Genomic DNA, 16059 nt, shown 5'->3' on the forward strand with positions numbered 1-16059 from the left:
GACGTCCCGCTTCCCCCGCCTCCAGACCCTGATCGGACGTGCGTGTCCTCCACCGCTGCTGCACCGCCCCTCGCCCTGCCCCGTGAACCCGACTCCGTGCTGGCGGCCCTTCGCTCGCCGCGCCGCCTGCGCACGGAGGTGCTGGCCGGCCTGGTCGTCGCCCTCGCGCTGATCCCCGAGGCGATCTCGTTCTCGATCATCGCGGGCGTCGACCCGCGGGTCGGCCTCTTCGCCTCGTTCACCATGGCGGTGACGATCTCGATCGTGGGCGGCCGGCCCGCGATGATCTCCGCCGCCACCGGCGCCGTCGCCCTGGTGATCGCGCCGCTGGTCCGGGCGTACGGCATGGACTACCTCGTGGCGACCGTGCTCCTCGCGGGCGTCCTGCAGATCGTGCTGAGCCTGCTCGGCGTCGCGAAGCTGATGCGGTTCGTCCCGCGGAGCGTCATGATCGGCTTCGTCAACGCGCTGGCCATCCTGATCTTCTCGAGCCAGGTGCCCTACCTCGTCGGCGTCCCGTGGCTCGTCTACCCGATGGTCGCCGCCGGCATCGCCGTGATGGTCTTCCTCCCCAGGCTGACGCGGGTCGTCCCGGCGCCGCTGGTGGCGATCGTGCTGATCACCCTGGTCACCGTCGTGCTCGCCGTCCAGGTCCCGACGGTCGGCGACGAGGGTGCCCTGCCCGACAGCCTGCCCACCCTGTTCTTCCCGGACGTGCCGCTGACCTGGGCGACCCTGAAGATCATCGCCCCGTACGCGCTCGGCGTCGCCCTGGTCGGCATCCTCGAGTCGCTGATGACGGCCAAGCTCGTCGACGAGGTCACCGACTCGCACTCGGACAAGCGGCGCGAGACCTGGGGCCAGGGCGTGGCCAACCTCGTCACCGGCGCCTTCGGCGGCATGGGTGGCTGCGCCATGATCGGGCAGACGATGATCAACACCAAGGTCTCCGGCGCCCGCACGCGCATCTCGACCTTCCTGGCCGGGACGTTCCTGCTGATCCTGGTCGTCGTGCTCGGCGACGTGGTCGCGATCATCCCGATGGCGGCCCTGGTCGCGGTCATGGTGATGGTCTCGGTCGGCACCTTCGACTGGCACAGCATCCGCCCGTCCACGCTGCGGCGGATGCCGGTCAGCGCGACCGTGATCATGGTCGCCACCGTCGTCGTCACCGTCGCCACGCACAACCTCGCGTACGGGGTCGTCGTCGGCGTGATCGTGGCGATGATCTTCTTCACCCGGCGGGTCGCGCACTTCACCGAGGTCGTCGACGTCGCCCACCCCGACGAGGACACCCGGGTCTACGCCGTGCGGGGGGCGCTCTTCTTCGCCTCGAGCAACGACCTCGTCACGCAGTTCGACTACGTCGGCGACCCGCAGCACGTGATCATCGACCTCAGCGAGTCCCAGATCTACGACTCCTCGACGGTGGCCGCGCTCGACTCCATCGAGCAGAAGTACCGCGAGAAGGGCAAGGAGGTCGAGATCGTCGGTCTCAACGAGCCCAGCCTCGCCTGGCACAGCCGGCTCTCCGGCCAGCTCGGCGCCGGCCAGTGACACCGGCGCACGGCCACGTGACGGAGGAACGCAGGACCGGCGGGGGCGACGGGCCCCCGACCACCCACATGCAGATCGGCCAGGTCGCGGAACGGACCGAGCTGTCGGTCCGCACGCTGCGGCACTGGGAGGAGGCGGGCCTGGTGACGCCGTCGGCGCGCACCGCCGGTGGGTTCCGCCTCTACACCGAGCGCGACGTCGAGCGGCTGCGCACCATCCGGCGGATGAAGCCGCTCGGCTTCACCCTCGACGAGATGAAGCAGCTGCTGGCCTCCCTCGACGTGCTCGCCCAGGTCCCGGACGAGAGCGGTGCCGCCTCCGACGAGGACGCCCGGGCGGAGGCCGCGGCCTTCGTCGCGGAGTGCCACACCCGGGCCGAGGAGAGCTGCGTGACCCTGCGGCGCCAGCTCGCGTACGCGGAGGAGTTCCGGGACCTGCTGGCTGCGCGCGGCTGACCACGAGATCTGACGAGGCGGAGGTTCAGAAGCTGCCGTAGGTGTCGATCCGCGACCGGGCCCGCCAGGAGGCGAGCCAGACGAGCACGCCGGCCACCAGGGCGGGCACCCAGCCCGGCCCGACCCGCAGGTCGACGTCGAGCCCGTGCAGCTGCACGGCCCCGACGAGCAGCGGCACGCCGGCCAGCAGGAGCGGGTAGGCCGACAGGTGCAGGAACCACCAGGCGATGCGGTTGATTTCGTCGGTCAGCAGGGCCCAGCACGACAGCACGGCGACGACGGTGCCGATCTGCTGCAGCCCCGGTCCGGCGGCCGCGAAGTTCAGCGCCAGGTTGTAGTCGGAGCGGATCTCCGGGCGGTAGCCCGGCAGGTAGGTCGGGTCGACGCCGCCCAGCAGCCCCGCGGCCCCGAACAGCCGGGGCGTGCCCGTGACGGGTCGGGACGCCGGGTCGAGGTAGCCGAGGGTGACGTAGGGGAGCACCGCCCCCAGCAGCAGCAGGACCAGGACCCCGCCGACGAGGAGCGCGCGGTCGCGGGTCACGACGAGGTTGCCGCGCCGCAGCAGCACCCGTTCTCCCCGCCCGTCGGGAGGAGGGGGGTCGTCGGAGGGTCGTCGCTCGGACCGGGCCATCACCTCACGATGCCAGGTCCGCGTCCGTCGGGCCCCTGTCGTCTGTACGGGGGCCGTCACCTTTTTCGTGCATACTGCGCAACATATGAGCACGCGCACCCCGCACCCCGCACCCGCTGAGCACCGTCCGACGATCGTCTACGACTCGTTCGCCGGCCGCTACAGCGACAGCCCCCGCGCGCTCCACGCGTGGCTGCAGCCGCGGGTCCGCGCCGAGCACGTGTGGCTGGCCGACCCGGCCCACCGTCGCGGCTTCCCCGCCGACGTGCGCACCGTGACCTACGGGTCCCCGGAGTGCGTCGCGGCCCTCGAGTCGGCCGACCTCGTGGTGGGCAACACCCACATCGAGGTCGAGTGGCAGAAGCGGCCCGGCTCGACCTACCTCCAGCTGTGGCACGGCACGCCGCTCAAGACGGTGCACCGCGACGTCCGCTGGGCGCCGCCCGGCCGGCTCGACTGGCTCGAGCTGGACATCGACCGCTGGGACTACCTGCTCTCGCCGAGCCCCGCGAGCACGCCGCGCCTGCGCAGCGCCTTCCGCTGGGGCGGCAAGGTCCTCGAGCTGGGCTACCCCCGCAACGACGTCCTGCAGCCGCCGCGCGTGGACGAGGTCCGCGCCCGGACGCGCGCCGCGCTCGGCCTGGCCGACGACGAGACCGTCGTGCTCTACGCGCCCACGTTCCGCGACCGGATGTTCTCCGACCGGAGCACCCCGCTGGAGCTGGCGCTCGACGTGCCCCGGCTGGTGGCCGACCTCGGCCCCCGCGTCCGGGTGCTGACGCGCGTGCACTACTTCATGACGGACCGGCTCAAGCCTTCCGACGTGCCGGGGGTGCTCGACGTGTCCTGGCACCCCGACATCGCCGAGCTCTACGCGGCCGCCGACGTGCTGGTCACGGACTACTCGTCGTCGATGTTCGACTTCGCCGTCACCGGCAAGCCGCTGATCTTCTACACCTACGACCTCGAGACCTACCGCGACGTCGACCGGGGCTTCTACTTCGAGCTCGAGCCGGTCGCGCCGGGTCCGGTCGTGCGGACGCAGGAGGCGCTGACCGAGGCGCTCAACGACCTGCCCGGCGTCCGGCAGGAGTACGCGCAGCGCTACGCGGCGTTCCGCCAGACCTACTGCGCGCTCGACGACGGCCGCGCGACGAAGCGCCTCGGCCGCTTCGTGAAGAGCCACCTGCTCGCCCGCCACGACGAGGTGCTCGCCGGCGCCTGACGCCGGTTCGACCGCGTCGGTCGGGCTGGTGGCCGTCCGCTCGTCTTTGTCAGCGGTGCCGCCTACGGTGGCGCCCGTGGTGAGTGCAGTCGGGACCGCGGACGTGGCCGCGCTGCTGCGGGACGGCACCTTCGACGCCACGACCCGGCAGCGCGGGCAGGCGTACGTCCGCGAGGATCGGGTCGGGCCCGTCCAGCAGGACCGTGAGGGCGGGTCGCTCTTCGCCTCGGCCGTCGTCCGGGGGAGCCAGCCCTACCGGACGACGCTGCTCCTCGAGCGGACCGCGACCGACGAGCTGCTCGTCCGTACGGGCTGCACCTGTCCCGTCGGGGAGCGGTGCAAGCACGCGTACGCGCTGGCGGCCGTGCTCGCCGCCGGGCCGGCCGAGGACGGCGGCGACGGCCCGCGTCCCGACTGGCGCACCGTCCTCGACGGCGTCCTCGACGAGGCGGCGTCGCAGCGACGACCCACCGCGGACCCGGAGGTGCGGCTGGGCGTCGAGCTCGTGCTCCCCAAGGCCCGGCCGGCGACCCGGTGGGGGCCGGCGGAGGCGCCGTTCCGGCTGTGGGTGCGGGCCGTGCGGCGGGGGCGGAACGGCCGCTGGGTCCGGCGCGGGGTCGAGTGGTCCCGGATCGGCACCGACCCGTACGACGACGGCTGGGGACGCACGCCGCAGGCCCCGGTCGGCGACCCCGCCGACCTGGAGATGCTCGCCGACCTGAAGACGGCGCTGCTGGGGCGGCGGGGCTACCTCGCCACCTCCTCCGACGCCATCGACCTGCACGCCGCCGGTCCGGGCGTCTGGCGCGCCCTCGAGCGGGTCGTCGCCGCGGGGCTGCCGCTCGTGGGTCCGGAGGGGGTCGACGTCCGGCTGGCCGACGCCGCCGCGCTGGCGGTGGACGTGCGCCGGGGCGACGACGCGGTGGAGGTCGGGGTCGGCGTGACCGTCGGCGGCGTCCACCATCGCGCGGAGGACGTCGCCCTGGTCGGCGAGCCCACGCACGGCGTCGTCCTGCGCGAGCGCGCGGCGGGCGGCGACCGGGCGACCAAGGGGCTGGTCCTCGCTCCGCTCACCGCGGCGGTGCCGCCGACCGTGCGGTCGTGGCTGGACACCGGGCTCGACCTGCGCGTCGGGCCCGAGGCGCTGACCGAGCTGGTCGGGGAGTACCTCCCGGTGCTCGCCGCGAGCGTGCCGGTGACGTCGCGCGACGGTTCCGTGGACATCCCGGGGCCGCCGACCGTGACGCTGCGCGGCGACGTGACCTGGAGCGAGGACGGACGCGTGGAGCTCGGCTGGCGCTGGCTCTACCGACGCGGCGACCGGGCGCAGCAGTTCCCGCTGGAGGGCCACGAGGGGGTCCGCGGCTGGCGCGACCGCAAGGCCGAGGCCGCCCTGGTGGATCGGCTCCGGTGGGACGAGGAGCTCGACGCCCTGCTCGGGCTGCGGCTCCGCGGCCCCGGCACGCTGACCGCCCGCGTCCGGCTGCGCGACGTCGAGGCGATGCGGTTCGCCGAGCGGGACCTGCCCCGGCTCCAGGCCCATCCCGACCTCGAGGTGGTGACCAACGGCTCGCCGCCGGAGTTCCGTGAGGTGACCGGGGTGCCCCAGGTCCAGTTCCACCCGCGCGGGGCGGCGATGCGCCACGACCGCACGGACTGGCTCGACCTCGAGGTGCTCGTGTCCGTCGAGGACGCCCGGCTCGGCACGATCTGGCTCGGGCTGCCGACGGTGCTCAAGGCCCTGGCGACCGGGCGGACGACGGTGATGGTGCGCAAGGGCGTCTTCGTCGACCTCGACCGGCCCGAGCTCGACCGGCTGGCGCGGCTCGTGCAGGAGGCCCGGACGTTCGCGGACCGGCGCGCGCCGCGGACGCCCGAGCCGGACGAGCCCGAGGCCGACGAGGACGGCGTCGTCCGGCTGAGCCGCGAGGCCCACGGCCTGCTCGCCGACGTGCAGGAGATCGGCGCCACCGAGGGCCAGCTGACCGAGTGGGCCGCGGCGTCCACCGCCCTGCGCCGCCTCGTCGAGACCGACGCCCCGCTGCCGACCGAGCCGCTTCCCCTCGGGCTCCGCGCGACGCTGCGGCCGTACCAGCACGACGGCTACCAGTGGCTCAGCTTCCTGCGCCGGCAGCACCTCGGCGGGATCCTGGCCGACGACATGGGACTGGGCAAGACGGTCCAGACGCTCGCCATGATCGCCCGGGCGCGCGAGGAGCGCGGGCCGGACGAGGGTTCGGGGCTGCGGCGCCCCTTCCTGGTCGTCGTGCCGTCCAGCGTGGTCGCGACCTGGCGCACCGAGGCGGAACGCTTCACCCCCGACCTCCGGCTGGTCACGGTCACCGGGGCCACGGCCCGGCGCGGCTGGTCGCTCGAGCAGGCCCTGCGGCCCGAGGGTCCGGACGAGCAGGTCGACGTCGTCGTCACGACGTACACGCTGCTCCGCCTGGAGGCCGCCGACTACGCCGCCGTGCGCTGGGCCGGGCTGGTGCTGGACGAGGCGCAGGCGGTCAAGAACCACCGCAGCAAGACCTGGGCGGCGCTGCGCGACGTCGAGGCCGACTGCCGCTTCGCCATCACCGGCACCCCGCTGGAGAACAACCTGATGGAGCTGTGGTCGATCCTGTCGCTGACCGCGCCCGGGATGTTCCCGTACGCGGAGGCGTTCCGGACGACCGTGGCCCAGCCGATCGAGCAGCACGCGGACCCCGGTGCGCTGCCCGCGCTGCTGCGGCGGATCCGCCCGGTCGTGCTGCGGCGGACGAAGGAGCTCGTCGCCGGCGAGCTGCCGCCCAAGCAGGTGCAGGTGGTCGAGGTCGAGCTGGGGCAGCAGCACCGCACCCTCTACGACACCCACCTCGCCCGCGAGCGCCAGCGCCTGCTCAAGCTGCTGGACGACGAGGAGGGCGTGGAGAAGAACCGCATCACGATCCTCGCCTCGCTCACCCGGCTGCGTCAGCTCGCCCTCGACCCGGTCCTGATCGACCCGGTGCACGCCGACGTCGGCTCGGCCAAGGTCGACGAGCTGCTCGACCGGCTCGAGGAGCTCGCGGCGGAGGGGCACCGGGCGCTGGTGTTCAGCCAGTTCACGCGGTTCCTGGGCCGGGTGCGCGAGCGCCTCGACGCGGCGGGCATCGCGTACGCCTACCTCGACGGCCGCACCCGGCGGCGCGAGGAGGTCGTGGACGCGTTCCGGCGGGGGAGCGCGCCGGTGTTCCTGATCAGCCTCAAGGCCGGCGGCGTCGGGCTGAACCTGACCGAGGCCGACTACGTCTTCGTCCTCGACCCCTGGTGGAACCCGGCCGTCGAGGCGCAGGCGATCGACCGGACGCACCGCATCGGCCAGACGCGGCCGGTCATGGTCTACCGCCTCGTCGCCGCCGACACGGTCGAGCAGAAGGTCGTCGCGCTGTCGGAACGCAAGGCCGAGCTGTTCGCGAGCGTGCTGGACGGCGAGGTCGCGCTCGGCGCCCCGCTCACCGCCCGCGACATCGCCGCCCTGGTCGGGTAACGGCCCGACCTCAGCGCAGCGGCAGCTGCACGAGGCAGGGCCCGTCGTCGGCGGGCTTGACGGTCGCCGACAGCCGGCCGCCGTCGACGCGCACCTCGGCCGACCCGTTCAGGACCTGCACGTCGCGCGCGTCGACCGCGTCGGCGTCGACCCCCAACGGAACCGTCCCCGTCCCGTCGACCACGGCCACGAGGTGGCCCGGGACGGCGAGCCAGCGGACCCACGGGTCGTCGCTCGGGGCGGCGACGGCGGGGTCGACCGGCGAGGACGCCCGGAGGACGGGTCCGGCGGCGGCCATCCAGCGGCCCAGGCCCTCCAGCGCACGCTGCTGCACGGGCGGGATGACCCCCTCGGCGGTCGGCCCGACGTTGAGCAGCAGCCGTCCGCCGCGCGCCACGATGTCCGTGAGGTAGCGGGCGAGCGCGCGCCCGTCCAGGTACTGGCTCTCGTCCTCGGTCTGGTTGTAGCCGAACGAGAAGCCGATCCCGCGGTTGTTCTCCCACGGCTCGGCGCCCTCCACGTGCCGGTTGTGCTCGTACTCGCTGGTCACGAAGTCGTGGTGCGTGTCGCCCCAGCGGTCGTTCACGACGCCCTCGGGCACCGCGGCGTAGTAGTCCGCGAACAGCGCGTGCAGCGACTGCGGACCGCCGCGCTTGCCGGCGTCGGGCCACTCGATGTCGTTCCAGAGCATGCTGGGGGAGTAGCGCCGCACCAGGTCCTGGACGTGCTCGAAGGCGTACAGGTTGTACGCCGCGTCGAGCGGGCGCAGGCTCTGCACCTCGGCGAAGGTAGTGGCCGGCGGGAACGGGCTCGTCGACCAGTCGAGCCCGCCGGAGTAGTAGACGCCGAAGCGCATCCCCTCGGCCCGCACCGCGTCGGCGATCTCGGCGAGCAGGTCGCGCTTCGGGCCGCGGTGGACCGTGTTCCGTGAACCCGTCCCCGGCGCCTCCCACAGCGCGACGCCGTCGTGGTGCTTGCTCGTCGGGATGACGTACTCCGCGCCGGCCTGGGCGAAGAGCCGCGCCCAGGAGGCAGGGTCGAAGTCGCGGGCCGTCCACGCGTCGATGAAGTCGTCGTACGGCGCCCCGCCGTGCACCTCGGCGTGGTGCTGAGCGGCCGGGCTCCCGGGGATCCGGATCGTGTTCAGGTACCACTCCGCGTACGCGTTGTGCGTGAACCAGACGTCCTCGGGGACCGCCCCGAGGGCCCCGCTCGGCTCGGCCCAGGCGGGCACGGAGTAGGGGCCCCAGTGGACGAAGATCCCGAGCTTCGCCTCGGCGTACCAGGTCGGCAGCGGCCGCTCGAGCGTGGCCCAGAGCTCGGGCGAGTCCGGCTGGTCGGCGCTGCTGGCGATCGGGGTGGGGGGCATCGGTGCTCCTCTGTGGATCCGGCGGGGCGGGTCGGGCGGGTGGGAAGGGGCAGGTCGGGACGTCGTCAGGTCAGGACGCGTCAGGTCGGACCGGTGGCGCGCCACTCGCGCGGCGTGGTCCCGTACGCCTGGCGGAAGCGGCGGCTGAAGTGGCTGGCGTCGCGGAACCCCGACCGCCGGGCCACGGTGGCGATGCTGGTGGTCGCCGGGTCGGAGGTGGCCAGCAGGTCCCGGGCCCGCTCGAGGCGCCGGTGCAGGACCCACTGGGCGGGGGTGGACGTGTGCCCGGCCCGGGTCCAGACGTCGTAGAGGTGGCGCACCGAGACGTGGTGGGCGGCGGCCGCGCGCTCGACCGTCAGGTCGGGGTCGGCCAGGTGCGTCTCGAGGTAGAGGGCGATCCGCGGCCCGAGCGCGTCCTCCAGCACCCGGTGCTGGCCGTCGGGGGCGGCGGCGGTGGCCAGCAGGAGGCGGACCAGCGCGGTCGTCGCCTGCCCTGCGGCGGCGCGCAGGTCCGGGGGCAGCGGCCGGACGGCGTCGAACAGGGCGGCGACGTGGTGGCGGACCAGGTCGTAGACGGGGCTCCGGCGCAGCACGGGGGCCGCGGCCCGGACGAGGTCGACGCTGACGCCGGCCTCGTCGTTCGGCAGGATCAGGACGTCGTGCGCGTGGTCCGTCGTGTGCGCGAGGCGGTAGGGCCGGGTCATGTCGACGCAGTTCAGGTGGCCGGTGGGCAGGTCGGCCTCGTCGCCGGCCACCGACAGCAGCCCCCGGCCGTGGCGGCGCAGCCCGATGGCGAGGTGCTCGGGCGCGTCGGCCCGGACCTGGTGGGCGGTGCGCAGGATCTGCAGGGGGGTCCCGCCGGTCCGCAGGACGTGCGACCGCGGGCCGAGCCCCACCTGCTCCACCCGGTGCCGGACCGCAGCGGTTCCGAGGACGACCCGGCGCCGGGGCTGCTGGTCCTCGTAGGCCGCGTGCAGCGCCTCCGCCCGCTCCCGCGCCGGGAGCAGGTCGGTGTCCAGGAGGACGGCCAAGCAGTCACCTCGGGGCGGTGCGGCGTCGGGCAGGGCGGGGCGGCCGTACGGGTCTCCCCGCCGGCCGGGCCCCACCCTGCCACGCCCCGCGCGGCGCCGGTCAGGCGCTGGTCGCCCGCACCGCCTCGCGGACGAGCTCGACGACGGCCTCGGGGTGGGCGAGCATCACGAGGTGCGAGGACTCGACCTCGCGGACGGTCATCCCGGCCCGGCTGTAGCCGAAGCGCTCGACCTCGGGGTTGATGGTGTGGTCGGCCGCCGAGACGAGGCCCCAGGACGGTTTGGTGCGCCACGCGGCGGCAGAGGCCGGCTCGCCGAACGCGGCGCCGGCGAGCGGGCGCTGGGAGACCGCGAGCACGCGGGCCAGCCCGGGGTCGACGCCCTCGGCGAAGACGGCGGGGAACTTGGCGACGTCGACGTACACGTCCGTCCCGTCGTCCCCGCCCTCGACCGGGTAGGGCCGGTAGACGAGCGCCTGGGCGAGGTCGGAGTCGGGGAAGCGGCCCTGGAGCTCGGCGAGGCTCTCGCCCTCGGTCAGGGCGTAGCCGGCGAGGTAGACCAGGCCGACGACGTTCTCCTCGACGCCGGCGACGGTGATCACCGCTCCGCCGTACGAGTGCCCGACCAGCAGGACGGGCCCCTCGATCTGGCGGACGACGGAGGCGACGTACGCGGCGTCGCCGACGAGGCTGCGGTTGGGCACGGCGGGCACGACGACGGACAGGCCGTCGTCGAGCAGGGTCGGGACGACGGCGGCGAAGCTGGCCGCGTCGGCGAAGGCGCCGTGGACGAGCACGACGGTGGGGGCGGTGGGCACGAGAGGTCTCCTGGCGTTCCGGTTCCGGGCCGCGCGGTCAGCCCGCGCGGTCAGCTCCCAGGCTGGAGAGGAACGGGTCCGGGCAGAAGGACCGGAGACCGGTCGTGCAGGCGCAGCACAACCCTGTGCACACCCGGACGGTTCCGGGGGCTGGACGCTGAGGCCATGACGCTCGGAGGGGAAGCACCCGCTCGGGGCGCCCCTGGACCCAGGCGGGCGGTCGCTAGAGGTCCAGCGCGAACGCGGCCACGATCGCTTCGGCCAGCGCCGGCTCCTGGTCGTCGAGCAGGTAGCCGAGCAGCCGGCCGACGTCGTCACGATGCACGGTGTCGATGTCGTCGCAGCTGACCACGCTCGCGTGGTCGATCCCGTTCGCCCGCCCGACCGAGACCTCGACGGACAGCCCGCGCACGGTCGACGTGATCGGAGCGACCGTCACCCACGGGCGCAGGTCCAGGACCTCGGGACGCGTGAGCAGGACGGCCGGCCGAGGCTCGTCCATGTGCACGACGTGGATCGGTCTCACCGGTCGGCGTCGGCGTCGTGCGCCAACCGGCTCCGGGCCGCGGCCTCGTGGAACCCGGACAGCTCCGGGTCCTCACCCTCCCGCGCGTAGATCAGGGCGTCCTGCATCGCTCGCACCCGCCGGATCTCCCGGCGTACGAGCTTGTCCAGCGCCGCGGCCCGAGAGGCAGCGGTCCCGCCCTCGACCTGCTCGTCGATGAAGGCCGCACTCTCGTCGGACAGCCGGACGGTCATCTGCGTGCTCGTACCAGGAGCATACCGGTGTGGTACTCAGCAAGGACGATGCGAAAACGCCGACGAGGGCCACGCCCCCGGGAGAACCGGGACCGTGACCCTCGTCAGGTCGAACCTCGTGGGCGATACTGGGATCGAACCAGTGACCTCTTCCGTGTCAGGGAAGCGCGCTACCGCTGCGCCAATCGCCCGAGGTGGAGACGGGATTTGAACCCGTGTACACGGATTTGCAGTCCGTTGCCTCGCCTCTCGGCCACTCCACCGGGGAACTACTTCTCCCCAACGGGGTGGGCGAGACTCGCTCCGAGCGGACGACGGGATTCGAACCCGCGACCCTCACCTTGGCAAGGTGATGCTCTACCAACTGAGCCACGTCCGCGTTGCGACCTTCCCGGTTTCCCGGGGGGTGCGAGAAAGGACTCTAGCCGGATCCCGGGCGCGAAACCAAACCGATCCGGCCGTCGGCGCGCCTCGTGAGAGCGGTCGTCCGTCCGCCTCCGCCGCCCCTAGGCTGTCGCGGTGCTGGACGAGGAGGGCGTGGACGCCGGACCGAGCTCGGACCCCGTGATCTGGGTGGACGGCCAGCTGTACGCCGACCCTAAGGACGCCCGGGTGCCGGCGACCGACCACGGCCTGGTCGTGGGCGACGGGGTCTTCGAGGCGCTCAAGGTGACGCCGGCCGGGCCCTTCGCCGTACGCCGCCACCTCGACCGGCTCGAGCGCTCCGCCGCAGCGATGGGACTGCCCGCGCCGGACCGTGCCGCGGTGCGCGAGGGGATCGACGCCGTGCTCGCCGACCGCCGGTTCGCGAACGGCAAGGTCCGCATCACCTACACCGGCGGCGACGGCCCGCTCGGGTCGCAGGCCGCGTACGGGCGCCCGATGCTCGTCGTCGCGGCCGCGGCGATGACGCTGCCGCCGGTCAGCACCGACGTCGTCACAGCGCCCTGGCGGCGCAACGAGCACGGCGCGCTCACCGGCGTGAAGTCGACCTCGTACGGCGAGAACGTCCGCGGGCTCGCGTACGCCCACGCCCACGACTGCGGCGAGACCGTCTTCCGGAACACGGCCGGGAACGTCTGCGAGGGCACGGGCACCAACGTCTTCTGCGTCTTCGGCGACGAGGTCGTGACCCCGCCGCTGAGCGCCGGCCCGCTCGCCGGGATCACCCGCGACCTGCTGCTCGAGTGGTTCCCGGTGACCGAGCGGGACCTCACCCTCGAGGAGGCGCTGGGCGCGGACGAGGTGTTCCTGACCTCCTCGCTGCGGGACGTCCAGCTCGTCGAGCGCTGGGACGGCCACGCCTTCACGGGGCTCGGTGCGGTGACCACCCGAGCCGCCGCCGTGTTCGCGGAGCGGTCCGCAGGGGACCTGGACCCCTGATCGTCGGGTAGTGTGGCGTCCGCCCTGAGGGGCACGGGGGCGATTGGCGCAGTGGTAGCGCGCTTCGTTCACACCGAAGAGGTCACTGGTTCGAACCCAGTATCGCCCACCCCCACCTGACGGCCCGAGACGGCGGGAAAGATCCGACCGCGTCTGCCCGGGCAGAACTTCCCCGCTGACGGCGACCCGCAGGTCAGGGCCGCTGGGACCTCGGCAGGCCCGCCACCACGAACGCGTACGAGTCGTCGATCAGCTCGGCGACGTCGTCGTCGGGGATCGTGCCGTCCAGGGCGAAGGTGTTCCAGCCGTGGCGCGCCAGGTAGCGCATGGGCGTCGCCGACCCCGGGAAGCGCTCCAGCCAGAGGTCCGCGGCCTCGCGGTCCCCGCACTTCAGCCCGATCGACGTCGGGTGGTCGGGGTCGCCGAGGAAGGCGAAGATCTTCGGGCCCACCTTGGCGACGACCGTGTCCGACCACGGCTGGTCGCGCCACGCGCCCGGCTTCGCCAGGCAGTGCCCGAGCCAGTCCTGCGCCATGCCGGCGATCGTGCCACCGCCGTGCCGCTCGGAACGGCGGGGTGCTCCGGCGCTGCGAGGAATAGTCTGGCGACGCGCTGCGGGCCCCCGCAGCCGTGCTCAGGAGGTCAGCAGTCCCGTGGTCGACCCGTCCCCGTCCCCGTCCGTCGACGACCCGGCGAAGGACGACCGGACGGACGCGACGACCGGCGAGCAGACCGGCCTCGACCGCTTCGGCGACGACAAGCGCGTCGTCGCGGTGCGCGTCGACGGCGAGACCTGGGACCTCAGCCGCCCGATCCCCGACGGCGCGGCCGTCGAGCCGGTCCTGATCGACAGCCCCGACGGCCTGGCGATCCTGCGGCACTCCGCGGCGCACGTCGCCGCCCAGGCCGTGCAGAGCCTGCACCCGGAGGCGAAGCTCGGGATCGGCCCGCCCATCACCGACGGCTTCTACTACGACTTCGACCTCGCCGACCCCTTCACCCCGGAGTCGCTGCGCGAGGTCGAGAAGGTCATGCAGCGCATCGTCAAGGAGCGGCAGCGGTTCCGCCGTCGCGAGGTGACCGACACCGAGGCGGCCGCCGAGCTGGCCGACGAGCCGTACAAGCTCGAGCTGATCGCCGACAAGAGCAGGGTGGCCGAGGACGTGGTTGTCCACGTCGGTGACGGCGACGGTTCCGGGGACGCGTCCTCGGTCGAGGTCGGCGCCGGCCAGCTGACGATCTACGACAACCTCAAGCGCGACGACTCGGTGGCCTGGTTCGACCTGTGCCGTGGCCCGCACGTGCCGCACACCGGCTACATCCCGGCCTTCTCGATCACCCGCAGCTCGGCGGCCTACTGGCGCGGCGACCAGGCCAACAAGCAGCTGCAGCGCGTCTACGGAACCGCCTGGCCGAGCCGCGACGAGCTCAAGGCGTACGAGTTCCGGCTCGCCGAGGCGGCCCGTCGCGACCACCGCAAGCTCGGCGCGGAGCTCGACCTGTTCTCCTTCCCCGACGAGCTCGGCTCGGGGCTGCCGGTCTTCCACCCCAAGGGCGGGGTGATCAAGCGCGAGATGGAGGACTACGTCCGGCGCCGGCACATCGAGGAGGGCTTCGACTACGTCGGGACCCCGCACATCAGCAAGGAGGGGCTGTTCCACACCTCCGGGCACCTGCCGTACTACAAGGACACGATGTTCCCGCCGATGGAGCTCGAGGGGTCGAGCTACTACCTCAAGGCGATGAACTGCCCGATGCACAACCTGATCTTCCGGGGGCGCGGGCGGTCCTACCGTGAGCTGCCGCTGCGGTTCTTCGAGTTCGGCAGCGTCTACCGCTACGAGCGCTCGGGCGTGGTGCACGGCCTGACCCGCGTGCGCGGGCTGACCCAGGACGACTCGCACTCGTACGTGACCCCGGAGCAGGCGCCCGGCGAGATCCGGCACCTGCTCGACTTCGTGCTCGGGCTGCTGCGCGACTTCGGCCTCGACGACTACTACCTCGAGCTGTCGACCCGCGGCGACTCCGACAAGTTCATCGGCTCCGACGAGGAGTGGGCGGTCGCGACCGCGGTCCTGGAGGAGGCGGCGCTGGGCTCCGGCGTGCCCGTCGTCCCGGACCCGGGCGGCGCCGCGTTCTACGGCCCGAAGATCTCGATCCAGACCCGCGACGCGATCGGGCGCAGCTGGCAGATGTCGACCATCCAGTACGACTTCAACCAGCCGGCGCGCTTCGGGCTGGAGTACCAGGCCGCCGACGGCACCCGTCAGCAGCCGGTGATGATCCACTCGGCCAAGTTCGGGTCGATCGAACGCTTCATCGGCGTGCTCGTGGAGCACTACGCGGGCGCCTTCCCGCCCTGGCTGTCCCCGGTGCAGGTCGTCGGCGTCCCGGTGGCGGGGGAGTACGTGCCCTACCTGGTCGAGGTGGCCGACCGGCTGCGCACGGCCGGGATCCGGGTCGAGGTCGACGACAGCGACGACCGCATGCAGAAGAAGATCCGCAACGCGCAGAAGGAGAAGGTGCCCTTCATGCTGATCGCGGGCGGCGACGACGTCGCGGCCGGCGCGGTCTCCTTCCGCTACCGCGACGGGACCCAGAAGAACGGGGTCCCCGTCGAGGAGGCGATCCGCGAGATCACCGACGCGGTCGCGGCGCGCGTGCAGGTCTAAACGGTCCGTTGCGGGTAGGACGGTGACGGCGCCCCCGGGCGGGACCCACGACGGGCAGGAGAGGGACACAGTGCAGGACGAGGTCGAGCCGGCCGGCGAGCGCCCCGGCGACCCCGACGGCTTCCAGCGGCTCTGGACGCCGCACCGGATGGTCTACATCGGCGGGCAGGACAAGCCGAAGACGGCCACGGCAGCGGACTGCCCGTTCTGCACGCTGCCGAAGCGGTCGCCGGGGCGGGACCGGGAGTCGTTGATCGTCCACCGCGACGAGGTGGCGTACGTCGTCCTCAACCTCTACCCGTACTCGCCCGGCCACCTGCTCGTCTGCCCCTACCGCCACGTCGCGGACTACACGGACCTGACGCAGGAGGAGACCCACGCGGTCGCCCGCCTCACCCAGCAGTGCATGCGGGTGGTGCGGGAGGCCAGCGCGCCCGACGGGTTCAACCTCGGCCTCAACCAGGGCGCCGTCGCCGGCGCCGGCATCGCCGCCCACCTGCACCAGCACGTCGTCCCGCGCTGGGCCGGGGACGCGAACTTCCTCCCCGTCGTCGGCCAGACCAAGGCCCTGCCCCAGCTGCTCGACCAGACCTGGGAGGTCGTCACCGACGCGTGGCACCGTCTCGCCGGGACGGCGCAGGACGCAGCG

The 16059-nt window shown here is 73.3% G+C and carries 13 protein-coding genes, 4 tRNA genes and 1 pseudogene; 8 read left to right on the forward strand and 10 right to left on the reverse strand.

Translation table 11 applies throughout. From position 1 onward, the window contains the following. Positions 1–42 precede the first annotated feature (42 nt). Together ABD665_RS01140 and ABD665_RS01145 are read left to right on the forward strand one after the other, a co-directional pair. Positions 43–1557 (forward strand): SulP family inorganic anion transporter, encoded by a 1515-nt coding sequence (locus ABD665_RS01140; RefSeq protein WP_344740770.1) that lies wholly within the window; start codon positions 43–45, stop codon positions 1555–1557. A 17-nt stretch (positions 1558–1574) separates the two neighbouring features. Beyond that, positions 1575–2012 carry a MerR family transcriptional regulator gene (locus ABD665_RS01145; protein ID WP_204912622.1) on the forward strand — a complete coding sequence of 146 codons (438 nt, stop codon included), beginning with the start codon at positions 1575–1577 and terminating at the stop codon, positions 2010–2012. A gap of 25 nt (positions 2013–2037) precedes the next feature. Here the strand turns inward: ABD665_RS01145 and ABD665_RS01150 are convergent, their stop codons facing one another. Further along, on the reverse strand, positions 2038–2580 hold the full coding sequence (locus tag ABD665_RS01150) for a hypothetical protein (RefSeq protein ID WP_204912621.1): 543 nt from the start codon (positions 2578–2580) through the stop codon (positions 2038–2040). Between the two features lie 148 nt (positions 2581–2728). Here ABD665_RS01150 and ABD665_RS01155 point away from each other — a divergent pair, with 148 nt between their 5' ends. Continuing rightward, positions 2729–3868, forward strand: coding sequence for a CDP-glycerol glycerophosphotransferase family protein (locus tag ABD665_RS01155; protein ID WP_204912620.1), 1140 nt, complete (start codon positions 2729–2731; stop codon positions 3866–3868). Positions 3869–3944: 76 nt separating this feature from the next. Further along, positions 3945–7379: an SNF2-related protein gene (locus ABD665_RS01160; protein ID WP_204912619.1), complete on the forward strand. Its 3435-nt coding sequence runs from the start codon at positions 3945–3947 to the stop codon at positions 7377–7379. A 10-nt stretch (positions 7380–7389) separates the two neighbouring features. Here ABD665_RS01160 and ABD665_RS01165 read toward each other — a convergent pair whose 3' ends face one another. The 8 genes from ABD665_RS01165 to ABD665_RS01200 all read right to left on the reverse strand — a co-directional run bounded on the left by ABD665_RS01165 (position 7390) and on the right by ABD665_RS01200 (position 11734). Next, positions 7390–8748 (reverse strand): alpha-L-fucosidase, encoded by a 1359-nt coding sequence (locus ABD665_RS01165; RefSeq protein WP_204912618.1) that lies wholly within the window; start codon positions 8746–8748, stop codon positions 7390–7392. Positions 8749–8828: 80 nt separating this feature from the next. Beyond that, entirely contained in the window at positions 8829–9779 is a 951-nt protein-coding gene (locus tag ABD665_RS01170) for a helix-turn-helix domain-containing protein (protein WP_204912617.1), read from the reverse strand. Between the two features lie 100 nt (positions 9780–9879). Then, on the reverse strand, positions 9880–10596 hold the full coding sequence (locus ABD665_RS01175; RefSeq protein WP_204912616.1) for an alpha/beta fold hydrolase: 717 nt from the start codon (positions 10594–10596) through the stop codon (positions 9880–9882). Between the two features lie 223 nt (positions 10597–10819). Next, complete coding sequence (locus ABD665_RS01180; RefSeq protein ID WP_344740774.1) at positions 10820–11098, reverse strand: type II toxin-antitoxin system PemK/MazF family toxin; 279 nt, start codon at positions 11096–11098, stop codon at positions 10820–10822. Between the two features lie 20 nt (positions 11099–11118). Beyond that, positions 11119–11355: a hypothetical protein gene (locus ABD665_RS01185; RefSeq protein WP_204912614.1), complete on the reverse strand. Its 237-nt coding sequence runs from the start codon at positions 11353–11355 to the stop codon at positions 11119–11121. A gap of 119 nt (positions 11356–11474) precedes the next feature. Next, positions 11475–11546, reverse strand: a tRNA-Val gene (locus tag ABD665_RS01190). Position 11547: 1 nt separating this feature from the next. Further along, positions 11548–11618 (reverse strand) — tRNA-Cys (locus ABD665_RS01195). Between the two features lie 43 nt (positions 11619–11661). Then, positions 11662–11734 (reverse strand) — tRNA-Gly (locus tag ABD665_RS01200). Between the two features lie 140 nt (positions 11735–11874). Here ABD665_RS01200 and ABD665_RS01205 point away from each other — a divergent pair. Together ABD665_RS01205 and ABD665_RS01210 are read left to right on the forward strand one after the other, a co-directional pair. Then, a complete protein-coding gene (locus ABD665_RS01205) occupies positions 11875–12738 on the forward strand; it encodes an aminotransferase class IV (protein ID WP_204912613.1) in 864 nt (287 codons plus the stop codon). Between the two features lie 37 nt (positions 12739–12775). Beyond that, positions 12776–12847: transfer RNA gene (locus tag ABD665_RS01210), tRNA-Val, on the forward strand. Between the two features lie 84 nt (positions 12848–12931). On the opposite strand, the gene ABD665_RS01215 is transcribed toward ABD665_RS01210, so the two are convergent. Beyond that, a complete protein-coding gene (locus tag ABD665_RS01215; protein WP_204912612.1) occupies positions 12932–13273 on the reverse strand; it encodes an MmcQ/YjbR family DNA-binding protein in 342 nt (113 codons plus the stop codon). 118 nt (positions 13274–13391) lie between these two features. Here ABD665_RS01215 and thrS point away from each other — a divergent pair, with 118 nt between their 5' ends. Together thrS and ABD665_RS01225 are read left to right on the forward strand one after the other, a co-directional pair. Further along, positions 13392–15410 (forward strand): threonine--tRNA ligase, encoded by a 2019-nt coding sequence (thrS, locus tag ABD665_RS01220; RefSeq protein ID WP_344740778.1) that lies wholly within the window; start codon positions 13392–13394, stop codon positions 15408–15410. Positions 15411–15480: 70 nt separating this feature from the next. Further along, positions 15481–16026, forward strand: a pseudogene (locus tag ABD665_RS01225) (HIT family protein); the annotation flags it as partial. Positions 16027–16059 lie beyond the last annotated feature (33 nt).

The sequence above is a fragment of the Microlunatus spumicola genome, from assembly GCF_039536445.1.
In the GTDB taxonomy this organism is placed as follows: Bacteria; Actinomycetota; Actinomycetes; order Propionibacteriales; family Propionibacteriaceae; genus Microlunatus; species Microlunatus spumicola.

What these genes read in the sequence shown, in the direction of transcription:
- ABD665_RS01155 (WP_204912620.1), top strand. Translation starts at nt 2,729, where the DNA reads ATGAGCACGCGCACCCCGCACCCCGCACCCGCTGAGCACCGTCCGACG.
- ABD665_RS01165 (WP_204912618.1), bottom strand. Translation starts at nt 8,748, where the DNA reads ATGCCCCCCACCCCGATCGCCAGCAGCGCCGACCAGCCGGACTCGCCC.
- ABD665_RS01180 (WP_344740774.1), bottom strand. Translation starts at nt 11,098, where the DNA reads ATGGACGAGCCTCGGCCGGCCGTCCTGCTCACGCGTCCCGAGGTCCTG.
- ABD665_RS01185 (WP_204912614.1), bottom strand. Translation starts at nt 11,355, where the DNA reads ATGACCGTCCGGCTGTCCGACGAGAGTGCGGCCTTCATCGACGAGCAG.
- ABD665_RS01215 (WP_204912612.1), bottom strand. Translation starts at nt 13,273, where the DNA reads ATGGCGCAGGACTGGCTCGGGCACTGCCTGGCGAAGCCGGGCGCGTGG.